The organism is Martinezella lusitana (genome assembly GCF_014207095.1).
GTDB lineage: Bacteria > Pseudomonadota > Alphaproteobacteria > Rhizobiales > Rhizobiaceae > Rhizobium > Rhizobium lusitanum_B.
Genome location: NZ_JACHBG010000023.1, coordinates 61910 through 85407 on the forward strand (window position 1 = coordinate 61910; position 23498 = coordinate 85407).

A 23498-nucleotide genomic window follows, 5' to 3' on the forward strand; every position below is an offset into this window, starting at 1 on the left:
TGAAGGCGGACTCGCCGCCTTCACCGACGTTTACTGGCGCTTTTTGCGCCAAGGCGCATTCTTCTGCCAGTCACCGGCCATGATGCTCCCGAACGGGATCACCTCATCGACCACTTCGGCAAGACCGTAGTGGTCGATCTGCGCCCGCACGTTCGCAGCGTTCTTGTAGGCACTTGGCAGTTCCGACACATCCGCGAAACCGGAGAAGAACCGCGCGTCGAGACCGCTTGTTTCCTTCTCCAGAATAGCCGCGATGTTGTTCGGGCTGAGACCTCGCGAATCCGCGCCATATTCCGCAGACAACTGCCTCATATGCGCGCTGCGCGAGAAGTTACGACCGGCGCCGTGCGGCGAGAAGCCGAGACCATGGGCAGCGTTTGCCCCGCGAACGATCAGGATCGGCTCCGCCATGTTGAGCGGAATGATGGTCAGATCGGTCGCATCGTCAGCCCAGTTGTCGAAGGCAGGCGTCGCACCCTTTCCGTGATAGAACAGCCCGTCCGACTTCCGGAAGACGAAGTTGTGTTCGTTCCAGAAGCGATCGGCGACCTTGGCCGAGAGCTTTTCCGCAGCCATGTCGTGAAGGACATAGTGGTTCTCCTTCGTCCACTGGCGGATCGTCTGCAACGCTGACCAATAGGCGTCCCCTTCCTCGGTATCCGCTGGAATCCAGGCATTTTCCCTATGCGTCTCGGGCGAGATCTGCTCACGAAACCGGTTGGCGACCTTCATGCCCTTGTCGTAGAGGCGGGCACCCGGTGCTCGCGATCCATGGTGGGTCACAAGCGCGGTTTCACCGGTCGACCTCATCGTTCCGACATAGGCGAAATGATTGCCGTCGCCCTGGGTCGCGAAATGCTCGATACCAACGCTCAGTGCGCCGTCGCGCAGATATGGGTTCTGCTCGAAAGCCAAAAGCGTCGCCTCGGAAGGCTTGATCTGCGCGCCAGGCGGACGACCGCCGGGACCGAAATGCGTCACGGCATGCACGGCATCCAGCAGCGACTTCGGATCCACACCCGGAAAGATCGAGATCGCCATCGAGCAGCAGATATCGGCCGAATGCATGCCGGGATGGATTGCTTCGGATGCGACCACGCCGCCGACCGGGATCGTCCCGACCGGGCCGGCCGGGCATGCGTCGGGCATGATCGCCGCCGCCCGAACGACGGGCGTGCGCACCAGCGCGCGCATCGTCGCATTGACCTTTTCCAGATTGTCCTGCTCAAAGGCGTTCTCGGCACGGATGTTAGAATAGATCTCGATGTCGTTATCGGCCTTCAAGGCAAGCGTTGGCCCTGGCGCAAATGCCTTTGCCGCTTCCAGGGCATCCGTCACCGAACCCCCCTTGCTCAAAACCGCATTGGCCGCATCGAGAGCCGGGCGGAACCACTTCCCCTGGCTCATGCCGGCATCGATCAAGTCCTGTCCGCTCATTACCGTTGTCATTGTCTTTTCTGCGTCTGCAGTCCTTCTTGTTCTGTTGCTTTTCTTCACACCGCCTGGGCGACAAGCGTTGCCGGAGATCTATCTCACCGCACGCATTCCATGGTCATGGCGCTATGCGGCCCCTGTAGTCACCGGCGGCGTTCGCCCAGGCTCGTCTTCATCATCCCGGCGACGAGATGTGGCAGGACAATTTACTGAGCTACGGGCTCCTTTCGGAACACGGGATGAATTGAACATCCGACCTGCCTGCCGAAAAATCCAGCAAGCCGCTCTACCTGTAGTCCTGCCGGCATTTGCCGGGACAGTTCGTTCCCACTTGGTAGGAACTTGCAGCGGCGACGAGGATGGACGAAACCGGATGGCCCCGCTCGTGCCAGAGAGCGTATGCCCAGGAGGAGTCGAACCTGCCAGACCATCCAACTTTGGTGGCTGTAGTTCCGTCCGGCATTCGCCGCTGCAATTCCCATCATGGCGACAGACGTTCAAGAAACGTCCTGTCGTTCCTCCACGGTGGGAGATGACGACAGAGCGGGCTTCGAACCCGCAACTCCATTCGCGAAGCACCAACATAGTTTCCTTCGGCATTCGCCGCTTTTTTTCAGCCATGGCGACAAGTGACCAAAGAAACTTCCCGCTACCAAGGGGACATTCAATCCCTTGCAGGGTTCGAACCTACCGCGGCCATGTAGTTCCTTTTGCATTCGCCATTCATTTCAGCCATGGCGACAATTGTCCGGGAAACAGCTTGCTCTACCAACTGAGCTACAGGACCAGGCCCTGGCGAGACTCGAACTCGCGACACAGATGTAGTTCCCCATGCATTCGCCATGTCATTCCATTCGTCCGTGACGACGAGGTGTGGTGAAACGTCCCGCTCTGTCCGCTGAGCTACGGGTCCATGAACTGGAGGACTCGACGGGATTCGAACCCGCGACCTGGAGGGTAATAGCCTGTAGTTTCATCCGGCATTCGTCACGGCTCCCCGCGCCGTTCACGGCGGCGCGGGGGTATTGCTTTCTATGAGCCCGTCAGAGCTCGATCGCCTCGATGGCTTTCACCCAGCCATCCGATCCGTTGCTGTCGGCGGCAAAGGCCGCGATCACCCCATAGACGGCATCCGAGAACCCGCCGATGTTGAGCACGTCCTCTCGTGTCGACGCCTGTGTCGTGGCGTGGGGCTGGATATCGAGGCAAACCAGCTTTGCAGCCGGGTTGTGCCTCTTGATCCTTGCCCATTCCGTCAGCACAGCCGTCGGCTGGCCACTCTTGCGTGCATCCACCCAGGACTCGTTGTCCGAGATGAACACTAGGAGATCAACCTTAGCCTTATCGTTTGCGAGCCTCTTCAGCGGCGCGGAGCAGTTGGTTCCGCCGCCGCCGATTTTCGCCAGCTTGTCGGCATTGGTCATCACCGAATCCCGCTTATTGAGGCTGACGTGCACGACGTCATTCTCGAACGGCAGGACCCGCGCCTTCGGGTTGCGCTGCAGGAAGGCCGCAGTCATTAGACCGGCGACATCGATGCAACGGACCGAAGACGTCGCGCCCTTCCGGTGACCGGTTACGGGCGAGCCCATCGAGCCGGATACGTCGGGGCATAGCACCACATTGCCCGTCAGCGACGGCACGTTGGCAATGGCGATATCCATCGCATCCTGAAGCGCATCCTGCACGACATCCGGAACCAGACCATCGACCATCTTCCACGCCATCATCAGCTGATAGGGGAAGACCTTCGCCTTGCGGATTTCCTCGGGATCAGCAAGCCGCGCCGCCAGTGCCCCGGCAAACCCCTCGACCTCGAACACGCCGTTGCGTGCGAAGGTATTGAGGTTCTGTCGCACCATGTGCCAGCTGCCCTTGCGGGCAATCTCGACCCAATGCTCCCGCGTCAGCGGCAGCGAGGTCAGCATCTGGAACGGCACGTCCGGCACCGGGCCGGTCTGGTCGCGCCGAAACGCTTCTAGTGCCTTGACGAGTTCCGGCAGCGCCGCGTAGTCGTGCGGTTTGCCGATCGCCCAGGCATAGAGCGCCTTGCGCTCCTCCGTTGCCGGCTTCGGATGCACCATGCGGATGACGTCAGCAAGCGAAGGGTCGTTTCCGACCATCGCACGCAGGATCTGCTCGGTGTTCGCCCGTTCGAGCCACGCCTGCACCACCTTCTTTGGGCGCGTGCCGAGTGACTTCCGACCGGTAGCGCCAGAGCGCATGACCTGCACGAAGCCGCGCAGCATCTTGCCGCTCTTCACCACCCGAGGAAATGCACGGGCGAAGGCATCGCTCTGAAGGCTGGAAAGCATGGCGAGCAGCGTCACAGGCATGTCCTTCATATGACCCTTTTCAGCGGCATAGATAGCGACCTTGGCGAGGAATTCCGGCTCGACCTGAAGGGCGAGCGTCTTTACCGCGTCGAGTTGCTCGGCTCCATCCGCATAGAAGGTGCCGTTGAACGTGCCGGTCACAGCATACTGAGCCAGCGCTTCGTGCGGCGTCAGCCGATAGGCCGGCGCAGCTTCATGATTTTTTGTGTCCGTTCCCGGAAGCAGTTTTCCGAGGTAGGTTTTGAAGATTGCCTTGTTGACCATGACAGCACCTCTTGTTTGGTTCGTGCCAGATACTTTTCAAGACGCGTGCCAGTTTGAGCAAAAAGCCGGGAGATGTGCGAGAGTTTTTGGTCATCTATCTGTTTTTTAAAGGAGAAACTTTTCTACTTTATCGGAGGCGATCATGGTTTGCCAAAATTCCTATCCCGATGATATTATCGAATCTTATAGAGTTTTATTATTTTGGATAAGTCATGAAGCGTCGCGTCGCCATCAGCATATTGGGAACCACCCTGGATGCAGGGAAATGGGAAAACCGCTGGAGCCGCTGGCGGCCCAATGTCGCGCTCTGCCAGCAGCCTGGCCTGTTTATCGACCGGTTGGAGCTGATCCACGACAATCGCTCGCAAGCACTTTGTCAGCGGATCGTCGGCGATATCGGAACGGTGGCGCCAGCGACGGAAGTGCGGAGCAACGTCATCAACTTTCGCGACCCCTGGGATTTTTCGGAGGTCTATACAACCCTCAGGGACTTTGCTCGCGGCTACAGCTTCGACCCGGAAACGGAAGACTATCTAGTCAACATCACGACCGGCACCCATGTGGCGCAGATCTGCTGGTTCTTGTTGACCGAAGCCCGCATCATTCCTGGTCAGCTGCTGCAACTTTCGCCGCCTCGCGACCGGGAGCCAGAACAGGACTTCGCTGGCACACATAGGATCATCGACCTCGACCTCTCGCGCTATGACGAGATCGCCAAGCGCTTCGCCTCCGAGCGCGAAGACGCCGCCTCCTTCCTAAAGTCGGGAATATCGACCCGCAACGCCGCCTTCAACAGGATGATCGACGAGATCGAGAGGGTGGTGATCCGCTCGACAGCTCCCGTCCTCTTGACGGGGTCGACCGGGGCGGGCAAATCGCAGCTCGCCCGCAGGATCTATGAGCTGAAGAAGAGCCAGCGCAAGATCAGTGGCCCGTTCATCGAGGTCAACTGCGCGACCCTGCGCGGCGACCAAGCGATGTCTACCCTGTTTGGTCATGTAAAGGGCGCGTTTACCGGTGCTGCAGGCGAGCGTGCTGGCTTGCTCAGATCCGCGGACAAGGGCGTGCTGTTCCTTGACGAAATTGGCGAACTCGGCCTTGACGAACAGGCCATGTGCCTGCGTGCGATTGAGGAAAAGAGGTTCCTGCCCGTGGGCGCTGACCGCGAGGTGTCTGCGGACTTTCAACTGCTTGCCGGCACCAATCGCGACCTCGGCGAGGATGTCCGCAAGGGAAGATTCCGCGAGGATCTCTATGCCCGGCTCAATCTCTGGACTTTCCAACTGCCAGCCCTGCGCGAGCGCAAGGAGGACATAGAACCCAATCTCGACTTCGAGCTCAGGCGCTATCTGGAACGTGAAGGTGAAAACATCACCTTCAACAAGGAAGCGCGCGAACGCTATCTTGCGTTCGCGACCGGTCCACAAGCCGTCTGGAGCGCCAACTTTCGCGACCTATCTGCCTCGGTGACGCGTATGGCGACACTCGCCCCGCATGGGCGCATCACGACTGACGTTGTTGACGATGAAGTCCGACGGCTGAACGCGTTTTGGCGCAGTTCGAGTGACCACGGTGGAGCGGATTTGATCATCGAGGAAGTGTTAGGCGCAGAAGCTGCGGCTCGTCTCGATCGCTTTGACGCGGTGCAGCTTGCGACTGTTCTCCATACCTGCCGCGAGCATGCGACGGCGAGCTCTGCTGGCAGAGCCTTGTTTGCAGTCTCGCGATTGGAGAAAAAGAGCAGCAATGATGCAGATCGTCTGGCGAAGTATCTCGCTCGCTTCGGTCTCAGATTTGAGGATTTCACTAACGGTGGCAATCGGAGGGTCGGCCGCGCTTCTCTCCAAAACACCGAAAGACGAGTTTCATAGGTCAGCCTAGTCTAAAACGTAATATTCTCGATGGCTTAGTAGGTTCATGGGCGTTTGAAACACCGGGTCGTCGGTTCAATCCCCTTCAGGAGCTTAACATCTGAAACAAACTCGGCCAAATGGCTGTTTCACAACCCAAACCGTTTCCGCATTTCCCGACCTTCGCCCATTCTTCGCCGGGCATCCGGTCGATGAGTTCTTTCATCACCTTTGCAAAGGCGGCCTTAAGGGTTTCTTCGGTCAGAGCCTTGGCGAGATCTGTCGGAAGCAGCGGGCTCATGTCAGTGAAGAAGCCCGGATTGACGAGCTTCTGGAACATGCGCTGCTGCGCTTCTGCTCTGGAAATCGCTACCTCTCCTTTTCCAAGGTAGAGCAGAAAACACTCGACGGTCCTGGCCGAGTTCAGCCCCTCGAACACTCTGAGCGCGTAGTCAAGGTCGAACAAATCGCGGCCCTTGTTGCGTTGAAGCAAGGCACGCAGCTTGGTCGCCAGCATTTCTTCCCGAGAGAAGGTCGGGATTGCAGCCGTTCCGGTGAACCACGGATTTTCGACGCCAAACGGAATCTCGATGGGTGGATCGTAAGCTTCACCCTCGCGCGTGTTGATTTCGATCTTGAGTTTTATCGGACCCGGAGAAACTTTGTCTTCGGCTTCGACAGCGTATTTAAGTTTGGGCGCAACCGGGCTTGGTCGAAACGCGGCTTGCCCAGCCACGGATCGAGAACGTCCTGCAGATGTTCAAGTAACGGGCGGATAGGACCGGCAGTCGTCCTCACAAGGTCGATGTCTTCCGAATAGCGCAGCGGCTTGGGAAAGTGCAGCTTGTTGAGCGCAGTGCCGCCGCGGAAGCGCAGTTCGTCCCGCAGGAACGGATCGGAGAAGATGGCGACAATCGCGCGGCTGATGATGAGATCCTGCTCAACTTGCCATTGACTTGCCCATGGCACCACACCATTCCAGGCGGTGATGTAGTCCTGCGGTATCATTCGTCGATCTCCGGCGGCCGGCGAACGATCACACGCCAGTGTTCATCGCGTTCGGATGGCGGCGGCGACAAATCTGGATCTCCGGCCTGCTTGCGATCGAGTTCGATCCATGGCAACTGTCCGCGTGGAGATAGCGCTTCAAACATCGCTTCCGCTGTCTGCGAGTGCCCCAGCCTCCCGAGCAGATGCCCGAGGCGTTGTGCGACCGCTTTCTCGAAAGCACGGGACGAGGAGGCAAGCTTTTGGGGTTGCAACCGCTCGGCAAGTTCGGAAAGCACCGTAGCTATATTGTCCAGACCAGCCCCAGAATGCGGATAGCGAACCAGGTCGAGCGCTGTTAGTTCCGGCGAGGATAGCTTCATATATCCCGAAGGTGTCTTGCGGTCTTCGATTCCTGCCGATACCGCTCCCATATCCTTGCGGTATGAAAACACGATCCGCGTTCGCCCAGCCTCAATATCGGGCAGGAGTTTGTTCGTGACGACCTGAAATTCCATGGTCGCTTGGTGGGAGGCGCCATGGGCGGCCGCGGCCGTCAGCAATCCCACATAGTAGGGTCGTTTTTCGTGGCGCATCAGGGCGTCGATATACCACTCCGGAGGCGGCGCTCCCATGACGGCGTGCTGAGGCGGCACAACCACATAGAAACCGCGACGGGGCCGGATAAGATGGCCGCGTCGCTGCAAACGCTCGGCGGCGTCAAGAAATGCTCCCCGGCTGATGCCGATCTCCTGCTGGGCTTCATCTGCAGAGAAAACTCCCCGGCCGATCGCAAGTAGACCAAAAGCATACGAAGATAGTGTTGATCGTCCGATTTGCATCATATCTCCTTATCCGCTCTTAACGCGGAAAAATCAATATGATGCCATTATCGAATCATTCTCGAAAATCCGCCATTATTGCGGAAAATTCGATATGACTCGTTGACGCTGTCGGTACCGCTATCAGCCGCCAGGTCAGATAATGACTGCTGTAATCAGTCTTGAACAAGCAAACCTATCAGTCCGTTCTTGGCTCCAGATCGGCGCTCCTGGAGCGCAAGTGATTGTCTCGCTGATAAAAATCAGCATGAATATATGCTCCTTGAACAACAGGGTCGGCGGTCCGAATCCGTTCACATCATTACCATTTTTGGCTGCGCCCACAGCTTAACGGAATGATTTCGAGCCCGCCGGTCTGCGGGATTAACCGTGCCCTCTTCATGGTGGCGGCGCCTTAGGCAGCGCTGCTGTCCATGTGCTGACGTGATTGATGACGGTGTTGACATCTTCGGCGACCGTGAAACCGGAGATGGCTTTTCTCGGCTGGAAGTCGTGATCTCCATCTTCGACCCATAGAATTTCGATCATGCTGGAGAGCTTGAAACCAGAGACCTCCTCTCGCGATCCGAACAGGTCGCGCGTTCCCTGGCAGATGAGGGTAGGCGTCTTCATTTCCTCAAGATGAGCGGTCCGCAAGCTCTGCGGCTTTCCGATCGGGTGGAACGGATAGCCGAAGCACAGCAGTCCGGAAATCTTGCCCGTATCGCGAAGCTCATCCGCGACCATGCTTGCCACGCGTCCGCCCATGGATTTTCCCGCGATGACAAGGGTTCCTGGCGCACCGAGTTCATCGATCACCGCTTTATATTCCTGCTTCAGAAGTTCGGCGCGTGGGGGCGGCGACCGTTTTCCGGTGGAACGTCGTGCTGCCATGTAATCGAACTCGAACCGGACGACCCGCAGGCCCTTATCGGCAAGTGCGGAAGACATGTTTTCCATCCATGTCGTATCCATTGCACCGCCGGCTCCATGGGCAAGGACGATCGTGATCTTGGCGTCTTCAGGGCCGGTAACGAGAAAGTCATGGGACATTCAGATTTTTCTCTTGGTTCGTGACGCCACTGTCATACCGATGCGGGAGCCGCTGTAAAAGAGCCGGTTGCGATCCACACAACAGCAGCAGGTACCGTCTTGTGCCCGGCGCCTCATGTAACAGCCATCTCCCGTACCCGAGTGGGCGGCGCAGGTTCAGATCCTTTCAAGAGCAGGGGTTATTTGAAAGGTGGCGTCCTACTCTGTCGAGGGCGCATTGTTGCCGTGACGGGGAGTATATAAAGATCGCGCCTGGTCGAATCGCGTGCACGTTTTGCAATGATTGATTTGACAAACTTTGCCAACATTGTGTAACCTACTCGCACTAGGAGGCTCGAATGGCGACGATGAATGTATCTCTTCCCGACCCGATGAAAGATTGGGTCGAGGCGCAAGCGAAGACTGGGCGATATTCGAATGCTAGTGATTATGTCCGCGACTTGATTCGCAGGGACCAAGCTCGCAACGATAAGATTGCCGCCATGCAGCGTTTTGTTGATGACGGTCTCAAAAGCGGCGTTGGTAGTCGGTCGAAGAATGAACTCTTTGCTGTGGCCGTCGCGCGCGGAGAAACAATGCACGGCAACAGGTAATGCGTTTTAGCCTTTCAGTTGAAGCGGAAGAGGACATCATTGCGATCGCCGGACAAGGTGTACGCATGTTCGGAACCGCCCAGGCTAGGCGTTACCATGATGACTTGTTCGCTATGCTTGATCTGATCGCTGCTAACCCGCGAATGGCTCGTGAGCGAGAAGAGATTTCGCCGCCGGTTAGAATTCATCCTTTCAAAGCCCATCTCATTGTCTATCGGATTGAGGAGGGCGGAGCAATTTTCGTGATCCGAATACGCCATGGACATGAAGACTGGGTCGGCGATTCCGCTTAAGCCTCGCTAAACGGACGAATAAGCATCGTCGTGTCAGAGGCATTAAAGCGTGGCTTCTACTGACGTTGTCTAAATAGGCGTATCTTATGGATTTAATTGCGCGGAGCGCAGTTCTAATCCCATATGTGGACGGCCCCCGACTCGCAAGATATTTGAGATAATTTGATCTGATCGCTTGCATCCATATGTCCGGCCTGTTGTTGCGTTCGCAGATGAACGCTGGCCAAGATGGTTTCCGCAACACAGGTCCCAAACATCAAGGCGGCCTTGAAGGGCCAATGGGATTCCCGGTGTATCCTTTGTCCCGGATCGATCGATCACACCACCTGCTATTATCTTGCAAGTTGTAGTATCACCAACGCGTGGTGAAGATCATGACGTCTCGGATGCTTGCTTCCCCATCTTCATGCGGCGCGTCCCGTCAAGGCCGGTCCTGATTGTGCGCTGTATGTCTCTCCCGAGATCATGAGCTTCCAGGCTATGCGCGCCATCTTGTTAGCGAGTGCGACAGCTGCCAGTTTAGGCGGCTTGCGCTGGAGAAGTTCCGCTAACCACCGAGAAGCCTTACCAGATCGCCGCGCGTAATGAATGACAGCCGTTGCTCCAGCCACCAAGACGGCCCGCAGAGCTTCATCGCCGGCCCGCGTGATACCACCGAGCCGCAGCTTGCCGCCGGTCGAGTGATCTTTTGGCGTCAACCCGATCCAGGCTGCGAACTGGCGGCCAGATTGGAACAGCTCCGGCGCCGGTGTCTTCATGATCAGAAGAGCCGAGCCGATTGGGCCAATGCCGGGAATGGTGCTGAGACGCATGCTGCGTTCGTTGTTACGTTGCCATGCCTTTACCTTGGTCTCAACGTCTGCAATCTTCCTTTCCAGTTCAGCGTATTCCTCGGCCTGGCTCATGAACAGTTCCTGTGCAAGCTCCGGCACAGTTCCATCGGCTTGTATCCTTTCAAGCAGCAGAGGGATATGTGCCAGCCCCTTGGCTGGGGAGACACCGAACTCATTAGCGTAGCCCCGGATAGCGTTGGCGAGTTGGGTGCGGTTGGCTATGAGGCGAGTACGGACGCTGATCAGCATGAGTGCCGCTTGTTCATCAACTGTCTTAACCGGAACAAACCGCATCGTTGGGCGGCTCATTGCCTCGCAGAGCCCTTGAGCATCGGCCGCGTCGTTCTTGTTCCGTTTGACGTAGGGCTTGGCAAGTTGTGGCGCGATCATTTTTACCTCATGCCAGAATGAGGCGAGCAGCCGTGCCCAATGATGCGAACCACCACAGGCCTCGATCGCGACCAAAGTTGGCGGGCAGGTGGTGAAGAAGTCGATCATCTCCTTACGTCGCATTTTCTTACGCAAGACCGGCTTCTCCCCGGCATTCACGCCATGCAACTGAAAAACATGCTTTGACGTATCCATGCCGATGCGAATAATCTTGTCCATGGGCGGCCCCTTCGATTGAGATCTTAACAGCTCATTCTGGCACATTTCGATGCCGTTCAGGGGCCGTCCACTCCAACATCAAGAGCAAACCTATTTGCAATGTGGCATCGCGCAGACAGCAATACCAACAGCCGCGTTGCAGTTATTCATTCGTGAATTGGTGTTCTGCATGTCCCGCTGAGTCTCTGTAGACTCTCGGTGACGTCCACCCAGCTATCCGTTGGCTGAGGAGGTTATCATGGCGAAGTCCTGCCGCCCTTCCAGCATCTCTAGGATGCCGTCCATCCAGAGAGTGAGTCACCATATGGAGGGTTCTTGAACATTTCTCTTTATCTTGTCCAAGTTGCTCGGGGTCGCACGTACTATTCCGTATGGTCTGCACCCGAGGTTTTGAAATCGGCCGACGCTAAGAGTATCGTCAATCACATCGAAGCCGATGTAAACGGTTCCCACTGCGGCCCACGCGTCTAGACTGATCTCACCTAATTCCATATATCTTGTCCGGATTGTCCATGAAGGGCGTTCCGCCCCCTTCAAGGTCGTTCGAACCGCGACATCAAACACATAGTCCCCTTTATCCTGATCAATGTGAACGGACTGAACCACACCTTCAATGAGGACCTGACCGGCATTTATCGCGGCGTAGTTCACCCCACGAGCTGTGGTGCATGCGAAGCCGTGAAGCGGCGGTAAGAAGCAAAAGAGACCGAAGACTATGATTTTTTTCACGTTTCTCTCCGCCACATTCAGGTTTTGCGCTCCGCTGCGTGCTATACGTGTCTAAATAATTTATATCCGCGTAAATTGCAAACATCAGCAAGCTGGTTTAATGAAGGGAGAGGTTACTCGCTTAAGTAGGGGAGAGTTTTCAATGGTCCACATCCCGTTTGTAAGTTCTAACGGCTTGGTCACCGTGAACTTCAATGACAATATGCCTGTGCCCACGTACAACATGATGATAATGACTCTTGGCTTGTTGGAGCGCAGTTCATTCGCGGGCAATTTCTTCGGTAAGAGCAGCGTTATCTCTGTGGTCAATGATCCCAACGAATCATATTGGGATCACACTGCCCAAGTTTTACATTTTTCAACAATATCTCAGTCGCCAGATGGTAACTCTCATAGTTATTTCAGCTTGCTCGATGGTAGAGCCCATGTTGAAAGTCTGCAGAGTATTTTCGTTCACGAGCTGACGCATGCGTTGGTAGGCAAATTCGACCTGATTGATTTGGCCGGAAATCCGATATTCTTAAGGGACATCTCTGCAGGAGATAGAATTGCCGCCATGCTCGCGGATCCAACTGCGGATTTCATGGGTGAAACGGTTCGCATGACCAACGCGATCATGACGGAGATTTCGGGGCCTGAGGCACGAGGACATTATCTTAACACCGGTACGGATGTTGATGCCTTGGCCAAAGCAGGGGTTACTACCAACGGTCAATCGGTCGATGCTGTGATTTTCGGTGGGCTTCATGGTGCTCGTGATCTTACGATAGACAGAGGCACGTCGATCCACGCTGGCAAACCCGAAATTGCTCTTATCATCGGGGGCGATGGAAACGAGAAAATCGCCGCAGGTGGCGGCAGAGACTACGTTTACGGCGGAGCTGGGGACGATATCCTTGTTGGCGGCAAGGCGGACTTTAATGACCTGTCGCTTGATACCGCTCATCCAGAATGGGATGATGGTGAGACTGACCAGTTGTCTGGTGGAGCTGGGCGTGATGAGTACTACATCTATAGCAACCATGTTGTTGTGGAAACGCCACTCACCGATCCGTCGGTAGCCGATCTTATCAACAACCAGATCGATTTCGTTGATGCAACTGACCAAGATTTCAAAATTCACTTCCAGTTTCATGATTCTGACGGAAGAGTTCAATCTCTCGATTTGACGCCGGCGATGGTTCGCGCTGGTGTGGATTCGAACGATGGTTTGCCGGTTTATAAATTCGGCACTAAAGCCCTTGATGGTTATACCGGGCACATCATGGGGCAGGAGATTGGCGACAAGCTGGTTGTCTTTGTTACAATAGGCTATCAGGTCGCCGCCGTTCTGGGTGGATTTTACAACTGGCCAAAGTACCCGCAGGGTCCCGTTATCGGGACACCTGGAAACGACACCTTCTATGGCAGCAGTGGCAATGACCACATATACGGCGGTGATGGGAGTGATACATTCCACGATAGTGCTGGCGATGACATCTACGATGGCGATCATGCCGGGCCTCCCCAAGGAAACAGAAACTTTGTTTCCCTGACTCAGGATGGGAATGGTTGGGTGGACCAGGTCGTCTTTGATGGTGTCCTATCGGACTATATCTTTACTCTCAATGCGGACGGCTCGGCTACGGTCGTCGGAGCAAGTTCGGGGTCCGATAAGCTCATTGGTATCGAGGTCGTAAAGTTCTCGGGAGATAATACGGTCTATCAACTTTCCGATTTGCTCGCTCCGTCCATTCCCACTCCCACTGTTGTTGGCACATCCGGTGACGACCACTTGACCGGCACGGATGGCAATGATGTGTTCGACAGCCTTGGTGGCAATGACAATGTGAATGGCGGTGAGGGTAGCGATACCTATCTTTATTCCGTCAACGATGGCGATGAGTATATCGATGACGAAGCCGGCTCGGTGATCGACGTCGACGTCCTGAAGATGAAGGATCTCAACTATGCCGACGTCACGTTCACCCACGATAGCTGGTCCTCGAACCTGGTGTTGACGGTCAACTCGACCAACCACGTCATCACGCTCGACGAGCAATACTATGCGGCATCCGAAGGCTGGGGTCTTGAGAGGATCGACTTTGCCGACGGCATCTCGGTCGGTCTGCAGCATTCGGACGAGGTCTGGAGCTACAAGGGCTCGAAGGGCAACGACCATATTGTCGGCGCCATCTGGGGCAAGCAGGACATTTTCGAGGGTGGCAAGGGTAACGACTTCCTGAGCGGGGAGGGCGGCAGCGACATCTACATCTACTCGAAGGGCGACGGCTCGGACATCATCCACGACGGCGTCGGTTTCACCGACGAGGTCAATGTGGACGTCCTGAAGCTGACGGATCTCAACCAGGCCGATCTTTCCTTTGCCCGCGATGGCACCAATCTTAAGATCACGGTGAACCAGACCGGTGAGACGATCACCGTCGACGATCAGTTCTATCGGCCGGATGAGAACTACGGCGTCGAGAAGATCGAGTTTGCCGATGGCTCCTCCTGGGATCTGCAGGATATCTGGCAGAATGTGCCGGCCCCGTCAGCCCAGCGGATTGCGCAGATGAGCGCTTCCACGCATCATCCGGCTCCTTCGCCAGTATCAAATGGGGACGACTACTCCGCTGACATCATCCGGTTCCCGACGACAGCGTCCAACAGCCACGCGAATGCCGTACAGGCGGTCGATCCCGCGGTTCTGCACCATGCCGCCGCCGACGGCAATGCTGGCCAGAGCGCCGACAACATCATCTCACTGCAGGATTTCCTGCACGGCATGCAGAATGACGACCATGCGACCGATCTCTGGTTCGAGCCGGAGCCGATCGGTAGCGTCATCTGAGCCAGTAGGCGCTCAACTATCTGACGCGCGCGCCAAGCGCGCGTCAGACATGCTCCCATTTCAGTGCGCAAGGCGAACATGCCAACATTTCAGGGCCAACTTCGGGATCGCCTCGGCTTGCGCCGGGCGTGGATAGAGATCGCGATCTTCACGATTGTCGTGAATGCTCTGCTCCTCGTTCCCTCTCTTTACATGATGCAGGTCTACGACCGCATTCTGCCCGCTGCCAGCATCACAACACTCATCTATCTGTCGTTGATCGCGACTGCTGCCCTGGCACTTCTTGCGGTGCTCGATATCGTCCGCTCCTTCTATTGTCAGCGCGTCGCCGTCTCCCTCGATCGCGAGCTTGGCGAAGCGGCTTTCGTCGCGTCGATGAATTCTCCAAGGGCCGAGAGTGGCGATACCCAGCCATTGCGCGATCTTTCGACGGTCAGAACCTTTGTCGCGTCAAAGGGGCTGGCAAATCTGGTGGACTTGCCGTTCGTACCGTTCTTCCTGGTGTTGCTTCTGTTCATCCATCCGATCCTCAGCCTCGTGACATTGGCTGGCGCGATCGGATTGATCATCCTTGTCATCATCAACCAAGCCGTTGCTCACAAGGCAGGTTTGCGGGCACAGGAAGCGTCCGTAACCGCCAATCTGCTGGCGCAGTCATTCGTCAGAAACGCAGACACCGTCCGCGGCATGGGCATGACCGACAACATCCTGCACGTCTGGGGGAACCACTTCGCCCAGGCTGCCCGTTCCCAGGACAGCGCGGCTGGCTCTGCATCGACATTTGCCGGTATCTCCAAAGTCATTCGCATGGCACTGCAAATGGCAATTCTTGGCACTGGGGCGGTCCTTGTCATGAGGGGCGAGATGACCGGTGGAATGATCTTCGCCTCCTCGATGATTTCCGGCCGGGCGTTGCAGCCGATCGATCAACTGGTCGCCGGCTGGAGGCAGGTTTTCGATGCCCGCAAGGCATGGCAACGCCTGAAGGAGACGCTGTCGTCCGATCAGATGGGGCAACAACGACGGATCGAGCTTCCGGAGCCTTCCGGACAGATCTCAGTTCGTGACCTCGTCTGGGCGCCAGCCCAGACGCAAGGTGCCGCACCCGTTCTCAAACGCTTGAATTTTGACATTGCAGCCGGCGAGGCCATCGCGATCCTCGGACCGAGCGGAGCCGGCAAGTCTACTTTGGCCAGGCTCCTTGCCGGTATTGGCACGCCCACCGGAGGATCACTCAGCTTGGACGGAGCCGATTATAGAACCTGGAATACCCGACAGTTCGGCCGCAATGTCGGATATCTGGCGCAGGATGTTCAGCTGCTCCCCGGCTCGATTGCCCAGAACATTGCGCGCTTCGATCCGTCGGCCAGCGATGATGAAGTCACCACGGCAGCCGGCAACGCTGAGGCCCATACCCTGATCCTTGGACAAAGACAGGGATACCAGACCGTCATCTCCTCCTCGGGCTCATCATTGTCAGGTGGGACAAAGCAACGGATTGGTCTTGCCCGCGCGTTCTTTCGCAAGCCCCGCGTTCTCATTCTCGACGAGCCCAACGCCAATCTGGACGCTGAAGGTGAAGCCGCACTCGAGAAAGCCCTCCTACATGCCAAATCATCGGGAACGACGGTCGTGATCGTGACGCATAGGCCCTCCATCGTTCTTAAGTGCGACCGGGCCATGATTGTGAAGGATGGTGCAATCGAGACGATCGGCGCGGCTGCCGACATCCTCAAGTCACTCTCGCCCAGGCGCATTCGCCAGGCACCTGTCGGCGATGCTGTCGACCGACCGGTGTTACCTTCACAAATTGGCGGTGCTGCACACGATGCAACACCAGGTGCGCTTGGTGTTTCGGAGGATGCATGATGCCGAGTACAACGGGTTCATGGCGAGAACAACTGTCCCTTTCCACGCGAGCGCCTGCCTGGGCCGGCTACGTCGCCATCCTTGGATTTGGCCTGACGTTTGGAACCTGGGCCGCATTTGCGCCGATCTCCGGAGCAGCCGTTGCAAGTGGCACGATCGCAGCCGCCGGCCGCAATATTCAAATGCAGCACCTGGAAGGCGGAATGATCAGGGATATCCGTGTCCGCGATGGGGATATCGTTCACAAGGGTGATATTCTGGTCACTTTGAATGATACCGCGGCGAAGACGCAGCTGAACCGATTGATCAAGCAATGGCTGACCCTGACGATGCAGGCGCGGCGGCTCGAAGCGGAGCGTGACGGCCGGGGTGCCTTTGTTGCGACGATTCTTCGCCGTCTCGGTCCATTGGATTTCAATGCGAGCGAGATCATTCGGGAAGAAAGAAAGATGTTCACCGCCAGGCTCGCGCGCTTCCGTTCCGAACAGCTGATCCTCGCGCAGAGATTGACCCAACTTGGAGAAACCAAGGCAGGCTTGGTCGAGCAGAAGATCGCGATCGACAAGCAGTCGCAGGTCGTGAAAGACGAGCTTGCGCGTAAGCAAGGGCTTCTCGAACGCGGATTGATCAACCGTTCTGACTACACTGAGCTGCTGCGTATAGACGCCGACCTTCTGGGGCAGGCGGCCGCCATTACTTCCCAGCAAGCGGCCACCGGCTCTCAAATCGCCGAGGCACGTGAGCAGATCGAAAGGTTACGCTCTCAGCGCGTCGAGGAGGCTGTGACCAAGCTGAACGAGGCGAGGAACACACTGCGTGACGTCGAGGAACAGATCGCGGCCGCTATCGGTGTGCTAGATCGCACCGTTGTCCATGCACCGACAGACGGGATCGTCGTCACTTCGCTCTACAATACCGTCGGCAACGTAATTGCGCCCGGCGAGAAGGTCATGGAGATCCTGCCGACCTCCAAACGTCCTCTGGTCGAGGCGCGCCTGAAGCCGACCGACATCGACGTTGTGCGTGTGGGACAGCCTGCACGGCTGCGCTTCTCTGCTCTCAACGCTCGCTACACGCCTGAGATCGAGGCGGTCGTCCAGCAGGTCTCGGCCGACCGCCTTATCGACCAGGCGACGCAGCAACCATATTATCGCGCGCTACTCACAATTACAGCTGATCTGCCAGCATCGATCCCCGAGGAGCAACTGCATCCGGGCATGCCGGTGGAGACGTTCATCAGCACGGAGGACAGGACCTTCTTTAGTTACCTGATGCGACCGCTCCTGGATTCGATGCGGCACGCATTCGTGGAAGACTAATCGGTCACCCGCGGCGCGGAACTGACGACGGTGCGTGACAATCTCCGCCACTCCTCGATCGCCACAATCTCGGTCTGCCTTCAGAATAACGAGGTCAAACGCTCCCGGCAGATGGATGAGGCGTTCGCTGCAGAATAACTGGGTACCTAACCTCTTCGGTTGCCAGGCTTGGCGAACTTTATTTTTTCATTTTCTAAAGTGATACCATTTGCAAATAGTGCTACTTTAGGTATAGAAAGTTCGCACGGTGGCCATAAACGCAACCGAAACGTCGTCGCGAGGGGCGCCGTCATTTCCTCGATTAAGTGCTCGCAAAAATTGGTACGAAAAGCAAATGCTTAGCCTCGTTCCAGTTTGGCGAGTTCAGCGTGGATGGTTCCTTAGCCTATGTGGCGAAGTGTCGCCAGCGGTATTCGCCAGACTTTGAATAATGCCGACTCCATCGCCGGATTCGTCGAAGGGGAACATTTGTTCCACGTTTTATGCCCGCCATAGTTGCCGTTCCGTGCCTTGCCGTCTGTTGCCGACAACCAAGAGAAAGAGCATAAGCAGCATGTGTTCGAAAAAGACCAGAGAGCCCTTCCCGCGATTCCTTTTGCCGACGGGCGTGTGTGTTGCGCTCACCGGCGCGGGCATTATTCCCGCGCATGCGACCTGCAGCACGGCAGGCCTCACCGTGACCTGCTCGGGTGTCGCCAACCCACTCGCGCCGAGCTACGCGAACAGCGCGAACAACATCAATGCGACCGTCAACCCCGGTGCGAGCGTTGGAGTGCTGCTCGGCGTCGGCGGCACCGCGATGTCACTGACGGGCAATAACAACACGCTGACCAACAACGGCACGATCGACCCGTCGGCGCTCGGCTCCGGGCTCGGCGTGCTGTCGAGCGGCGCCGTGGTCGGCAACGCATCGGCGAGCCCGAATACCACGGTCATCAACAACGGTACGATGTACGGCTCGACCGGGGTGGCGGTCAGCGGCGTGACAGGCATGGCGCTGTCGGTCCAGAACGGCACGGGCGGGACGTCGAACATCAGGAACACCGGCACGATCGGCTCGAACCCGCTGGTCGGCGCGACGCTGAGCGGCGCGGATGCGCCGGTGGTCGCCGCATACGGCGGCGGCACGGTCAACATGACGAATAGCGGCACGATCTACGGCCGCGTCTCGTTTGGTTCGAACGGCACGCCGGGGCAGGGCAATACGTTCACCAATTCAGGCACGATCAACGGCGGCGTGTCGATGGGCGCGAATGGCAACAACACGTTCACTGCCGTGACGGGCTCATCGGTCAACACGGCGGGCGGCACCGGTGGCGCGTTCAACATCACGGTCGGCCCGAACACGCTCAACGTAGCGGCGACGGGCATCGTTGACGGTGGCGCGGGCGGCAACAACATGCTCAAGCTGCAGCAGGGCGTGTCCGCGAACGGCACGATCGCGGTCAACAACTACATCAACTTCAATCATCTGAACGTCCAGGCCGGCAACTGGACGATCAACGGCGCGTCGACCGCGCAGGACGCGACGCTGTCGGGCGGCGTCGCGATCATCAACGACAACGCATCGCTCGGCACCGGCACCATCACGGCCACCGGCGGCGCGTTGCAGGCGGGCACGGCCGGGCTCGACGTTTCCAACAATGTGGCGCTCGGCGCGGGCGGGTTGACGGTGCAGGGCGCGACGGGGCTCACGCTATCGGGCACGGTGTCGGGTGGCGGCGCTCTGACGAAGAACGATGGCGGCACGCTGACGTTGTCGGGTGCGAGCACGTACACGGGCGGCACCAACCTGAACGGCGGTGGACTGATAGTCAGCAACAGCGCGGCACTCGGCACCGGCGCGTTGAACGTCAACGCGGCAGCGTCGCTCGACGCGAGCACGAACGTGACGCTGGGCAACGGGATCAATCTCGCCACCGGCACCACGCTCACGATCGGCGGCAGCAACAACCTCGGGCTGTCCGGCACGATCGCGGGCGCCGGCGGCCTCGTGAAGAACGGCGCGGCGACGACGATGCTGACCGGCGCGAACACGTATACGGGCGAGACGACGATCAATGCCGGCACGCTCGCGCTCGGTGCGGGCGGGAGCATCGCGGCGACCGGTACGCTGAACCTGACCGGCGCGGGCGCGACGTTCGACCTGAGCGGCGCGTCGGGTGCGCAGACCATCGGCTCGCTGGCGGGGGCGGCCGGGACGAACGTGGACCTCGGCAGCAATTCGCTGACGATCGACGGCACCATCAATGCGACCTACGCAGGCACGATCGGCGGCGCGGGCAGCGTAACAGTGTCCGGCGCCGGCACGCAATCGCTGACCGGCACGAACGTCTACACCGGCGGCACGAACCTGAACGGCGGCAACCTCGTCGTCGGCAGCAACACGGCGCTGGGTTCCGGTGCGGTGAACGTCAACGGCTCGTCGACGCTCGATGCGACCACCAACGTGTCGCTCGCAAACGGCATCAACGTCGCCACCGGCACGACGCTGACGCTGGGCGGCAGTACCGCGCTCGGGCTCAGCGGCACGATCTCCGGCGGCGGCGGGCTGATCAAGAACGGCGCGGCGACCACGACGCTGAACGGCGCGAACACCTACACGGGCGGCACGACGATCAATGCCGGCACACTCGCACTAGGCGCTGGCGGCAGCCTCGCATCGATGGGCGCAGTGAACCTCGCCAGTTCAGGCGCGACGTTTGACCTGAGCAGTGCCACGGGCGCGCAGTCGATCGGCGCGCTGAACGGCGTGGCTGGCACGAACGTGAACCTCGGCGCCAACGCGCTGACGCTGGGCGGGACGGCCGGCGGCACGTTCAGCGGCGCGATCGGCGGCGCAGGCAGCCTGACGCTGGCCGGCAGCGGCGCACAGACACTTGCCGGCGCGAGCACCTACACGGGCGGCACGCACCTGAACAGCGGCAGCCTCGTGCTCGGCAACAGTGCGGCGCTTGGCACCGGCGCACTGAACGTCAATGTGTCGGCGTTGCTCGATACGAGCGCGAACGTGACGCTCAGCAACACGGTCAATCTCGCTGCCGGCTCGACGCTGACGCTGGGCGGCAGCAACGCGCTCACGCTGAGCGGCGGAATCGCCGGCGCGGCTGCGCTCGTGAAGAACGGCGCGGCGACCACGACGCTGAACGGCGCGAACACCTACACGGGCGGCACGACGATCAATGCCGGCACACTCGCACTAGGCGCTGGCGGCAGCCTCGCGTCGATGGGCGCAGTGAGCCTCGCCAGTGCGGGCGCGACGTTTGACCTGAGCGGCGCATCGGGCGCGCAGACGATCGGCGCGCTGTCGGGCGTCGTGGGGACGAACGTCAATCTGGGCGGCAACGCGCTGACGTTGGCCGGCAGCGGCAACACGACGTACAGCGGCGCGATCGGCGGCGTAGGCAGCCTGACGATGGCCGGCAGCGGCACACAGACACTTACCGGCGCAAGCACCTACGCGGGCGGCACCACGATTAATGCAGGCACGCTGTCCGTGTCGTCGGATGCCAATCTCGGCGCGGCGTCGGGTGCCTTGACCTTCACAGGCGGCGTTCTTGCGACAACGGGCAGTTTTATCAGTGGACGCTCCGTTACGCTGAACGGCACCGGCGCGTTTGATGTTGCGGCTGGTGATACGCTTGGCCTGACGGGGACACTATCGGGCGCCGGCAGCTTCACCAAGGCCGGATCGGGCATTTTCGATTATGATGGTAACGGTTCCGGCTTTACCGGCATGACAGAGGTTGCCGCCGGCTCGCTGATCGTCGGTTCGGATGCAAGCCATGCCAACGCCACGCTGGGCGGTTCGGTGACGGCGAACAATGGCGCAACTCTCGGCGGCCATGGCACGGTGGGGTCGGGTAGCGGCTCCGTGGTCACGATCGGCTCCGGCGGCACGGTTGCGCCGGGCAATTCCATCGGCACGCTCACCGTCAATGGCAACTATGTGCAGGCGGCCGGTTCGACCTACGTGGCCGAGATCGACCCGAGCGGCGCATCCGACCTGATCAAGGTGACGGGTACTGCTACCATTAATGGCGGGACGGTTTCTGTGCTCAAGGCTCCGGGCAGCTATGCACCGGGCACGCATTACACCCTCCTGACAGCAGCCGGCGGCGTGACCGGTACGTATGGTACGCTCGGCCAGAACATGCCCTTTGTCGATCTTGCCCTGAACTATGACGCCAATGACGTCTTCCTCGACGTGGCACGCAACAATGTCGCATTTCCGGCAGTCGGGATCACCCGCAATCAGAAAGCAACGGCCGGCGCGCTGGAAAGCCTCGGCAGCGGCAGCACCCTCTACACGGTCATCGCAGGCGCGCCGGACGCAGGCACGGCGCGTGCGGACTTCGACGCACTGTCGGGCGAAATCCACGCTTCGGCTCGGTCGGCGCTGATCGATGACAGCTATTTTGTCCGCGATGCGGCCAACAACCGCATTCGGTCCGCCTTCGGCGATGCGACGGGCGCGGACATGCCGTTGCTGGGTTATGGGCCGGATGGAGTAAAGCCGGTCACCGCCGACAGCATCGGCGCGGTCGCATGGGGTCAGGCTTTTGGCACATGGGGCTCCTATGACGGCGATGGCAATGCCGCCGGCATGGATACCTCCATCGGCGGTTTCCTGGCCGGTCTCGACGGGGAGGTCGCGGAGAATGTGCGGCTGGGCCTGCTGGCCGGCTACAGCCGTACCAGCTTCGATGTCAGCGACCGCGCTTCTTCCGGCAGCAGCGACAACTGGCATCTGGGTCTTTATGGCGGCGGCAAGTGGAATGCGCTGCGCCTGTCGGGCGGTCTGGCCTATACTTGGCACGATATCGCCACCAGCCGTTCGGTTGCCTTTCCGGGCGTCACCGACAGCCTGAGCAGCGACTACCATGCCGGCACGGTTCAGGCCTTTGGCGAGGCTGGCTACCGCATCGATACGGCCGGCGGCTTCGCCTTCGAGCCCTTTGCCAACCTCGCCTATGTCAGCCTGCATACGAACGGCTTTAGCGAAGACGGCGGCAATGCGGCGCTCCGCGGGAACGGCGGCACCACCGACACCACCTTCACTACACTGGGCCTGCATCTCTCCTCTGTCTTCGACCTTGGTGGTACGAAGACTAATGCGCATGGCACGCTGGGCTGGCGTCATGCCTTCGGCGACACCACCCCGATCTCCCGCCAGGCCTTTGCCGGTTCTGACACTTTCACGGTCGCCGGCGCGCCGATCGCACAGGATGCCGCCCTCATCGAAGCGGGTCTGGACGTCAACCTGACCAAGGCTGCCACGTTGGGTGTCGCCTATCAGGGCCAATTCGGCGGTGGCGCGATGCAGAACGGCTTCAAGGCCGACTTCAGTGTAAAGTTCTGATCAGCAAAGCTCGCTCTGCCGGTCGACGGTATGTCGCTGTTAGAGCGGGTTGTTGTTGTGCCCTTGGTCTGAACCTCCGTTTTGCTGTTCCAACATTGCGAAGCTGCCAGTCTGCAACCGGCCCCAAACCGGTCAATCCAAGCAGGCAAAGCCAGTGGTTGCTACTGAGGAATTTCGAACAGATAGATGTTTGTAACGATAGCGTCGTCGGTTCGAATTGGTTGTCTAATCGCCTGCATCGAGTCAAGCGGATTTCAAACGACGTACTTCGTTGCTGTGTTGCAAGCGTTGTATCGCGGCATCTTTTTCACTT

The 23498-nt window shown here is 58.7% G+C and carries 12 protein-coding genes and 1 pseudogene; 7 read left to right on the forward strand and 6 right to left on the reverse strand.

Going from position 1 to position 23498, the window contains the following annotated elements; genetic code table 11:
- Positions 1-30 precede the first annotated feature (30 nt).
- Positions 31-1437, reverse strand: a complete 1407-nt coding sequence (locus GGD46_RS28280) for an RtcB family protein (RefSeq protein WP_184710133.1) — start codon at positions 1435-1437, stop codon at positions 31-33.
- 1040 nt (positions 1438-2477) lie between these two features.
- Positions 2478-4034, reverse strand: coding sequence for an RNA-binding protein (locus GGD46_RS28285; protein WP_184710135.1), 1557 nt, complete (start codon positions 4032-4034; stop codon positions 2478-2480).
- A gap of 212 nt (positions 4035-4246) precedes the next feature.
- Here GGD46_RS28285 and rtcR point away from each other — a divergent pair, with 212 nt between their 5' ends.
- Positions 4247-5905, forward strand: coding sequence for an RNA repair transcriptional activator RtcR (rtcR, locus tag GGD46_RS28290; RefSeq protein WP_184710138.1), 1659 nt, complete (start codon positions 4247-4249; stop codon positions 5903-5905).
- A gap of 85 nt (positions 5906-5990) precedes the next feature.
- Here the strand turns inward: rtcR and GGD46_RS28295 are convergent.
- From GGD46_RS28295 to GGD46_RS28305, 3 genes and pseudogenes are all read right to left on the reverse strand, one after another.
- Positions 5991-6892: pseudogene (locus GGD46_RS28295) on the reverse strand (nucleotidyl transferase AbiEii/AbiGii toxin family protein).
- Entirely contained in the window at positions 6889-7716 is an 828-nt protein-coding gene (locus GGD46_RS28300; RefSeq protein WP_184710140.1) for a type IV toxin-antitoxin system AbiEi family antitoxin, read from the reverse strand. The pseudogene GGD46_RS28295 and the gene GGD46_RS28300 overlap by 4 nt, the downstream one beginning before the upstream one ends.
- 375 nt (positions 7717-8091) lie before the next feature.
- Positions 8092-8745, reverse strand: coding sequence for an alpha/beta fold hydrolase (locus GGD46_RS28305; protein WP_184710142.1), 654 nt, complete (start codon positions 8743-8745; stop codon positions 8092-8094).
- A 338-nt stretch (positions 8746-9083) separates the two neighbouring features.
- On the opposite strand from GGD46_RS28305, the gene GGD46_RS28310 reads away from it, so the two are divergent.
- Positions 9084-9338, forward strand: coding sequence for a type II toxin-antitoxin system ParD family antitoxin (locus GGD46_RS28310; protein ID WP_184710144.1), 255 nt, complete (start codon positions 9084-9086; stop codon positions 9336-9338).
- Entirely contained in the window at positions 9338-9631 is a 294-nt protein-coding gene (locus tag GGD46_RS28315) for a type II toxin-antitoxin system RelE/ParE family toxin (RefSeq protein WP_184710146.1), read from the forward strand. The genes GGD46_RS28310 and GGD46_RS28315 overlap by 1 nt, the downstream gene beginning before the upstream one ends.
- Before the next feature lie 404 nt (positions 9632-10035).
- On the opposite strand, the gene GGD46_RS28320 is transcribed toward GGD46_RS28315, so the two are convergent.
- Entirely contained in the window at positions 10036-11073 is a 1038-nt protein-coding gene (locus GGD46_RS28320) for an IS110 family transposase (protein ID WP_184710148.1), read from the reverse strand.
- An 871-nt stretch (positions 11074-11944) separates the two neighbouring features.
- Here GGD46_RS28320 and GGD46_RS28325 point away from each other — a divergent pair.
- The 4 genes from GGD46_RS28325 (at position 11945) to GGD46_RS28340 (ending at position 23185) form a co-directional block, all read left to right on the forward strand.
- Positions 11945-14635, forward strand: a complete 2691-nt coding sequence (locus GGD46_RS28325) for a calcium-binding protein (RefSeq protein WP_184710150.1) — start codon at positions 11945-11947, stop codon at positions 14633-14635.
- A gap of 78 nt (positions 14636-14713) precedes the next feature.
- Complete coding sequence (locus GGD46_RS28330; RefSeq protein WP_184710152.1) at positions 14714-16504, forward strand: type I secretion system permease/ATPase; 1791 nt, start codon at positions 14714-14716, stop codon at positions 16502-16504.
- Positions 16501-17823 carry an HlyD family type I secretion periplasmic adaptor subunit gene (locus GGD46_RS28335; protein WP_184710154.1) on the forward strand — a complete coding sequence of 441 codons (1323 nt, stop codon included), beginning with the start codon at positions 16501-16503 and terminating at the stop codon, positions 17821-17823. The genes GGD46_RS28330 and GGD46_RS28335 overlap by 4 nt, the downstream gene beginning before the upstream one ends.
- A 553-nt stretch (positions 17824-18376) precedes the next feature.
- The gene (locus GGD46_RS28340) at positions 18377-23185 is read left to right on the forward strand and encodes an autotransporter domain-containing protein (RefSeq protein WP_210325748.1); all 4809 of its coding nucleotides are present in this window, start codon (positions 18377-18379) and stop codon (positions 23183-23185) included.
- The last annotated feature ends 313 nt before the right edge of the window (positions 23186-23498 follow it).

Coding starts and splice junctions, on each gene's coding strand:
- GGD46_RS28280 (WP_184710133.1), bottom strand. CDS start 1,437: ATGAGCGGACAGGACTTGATCGATGCCGGCATGAGCCAGGGGAAGTGG.
- GGD46_RS28285 (WP_184710135.1), bottom strand. CDS start 4,034: ATGGTCAACAAGGCAATCTTCAAAACCTACCTCGGAAAACTGCTTCCG.
- rtcR (WP_184710138.1), top strand. CDS start 4,247: ATGAAGCGTCGCGTCGCCATCAGCATATTGGGAACCACCCTGGATGCA.
- GGD46_RS28300 (WP_184710140.1), bottom strand. CDS start 7,716: ATGATGCAAATCGGACGATCAACACTATCTTCGTATGCTTTTGGTCTA.
- GGD46_RS28305 (WP_184710142.1), bottom strand. CDS start 8,745: ATGTCCCATGACTTTCTCGTTACCGGCCCTGAAGACGCCAAGATCACG.
- GGD46_RS28310 (WP_184710144.1), top strand. CDS start 9,084: ATGGCGACGATGAATGTATCTCTTCCCGACCCGATGAAAGATTGGGTC.
- GGD46_RS28315 (WP_184710146.1), top strand. CDS start 9,338: ATGCGTTTTAGCCTTTCAGTTGAAGCGGAAGAGGACATCATTGCGATC.
- GGD46_RS28320 (WP_184710148.1), bottom strand. CDS start 11,073: ATGGACAAGATTATTCGCATCGGCATGGATACGTCAAAGCATGTTTTT.
- GGD46_RS28325 (WP_184710150.1), top strand. CDS start 11,945: ATGGTCCACATCCCGTTTGTAAGTTCTAACGGCTTGGTCACCGTGAAC.
- GGD46_RS28330 (WP_184710152.1), top strand. CDS start 14,714: ATGCCAACATTTCAGGGCCAACTTCGGGATCGCCTCGGCTTGCGCCGG.
- GGD46_RS28335 (WP_184710154.1), top strand. CDS start 16,501: ATGATGCCGAGTACAACGGGTTCATGGCGAGAACAACTGTCCCTTTCC.
- GGD46_RS28340 (WP_210325748.1), top strand. CDS start 18,377: ATGTGTTCGAAAAAGACCAGAGAGCCCTTCCCGCGATTCCTTTTGCCG.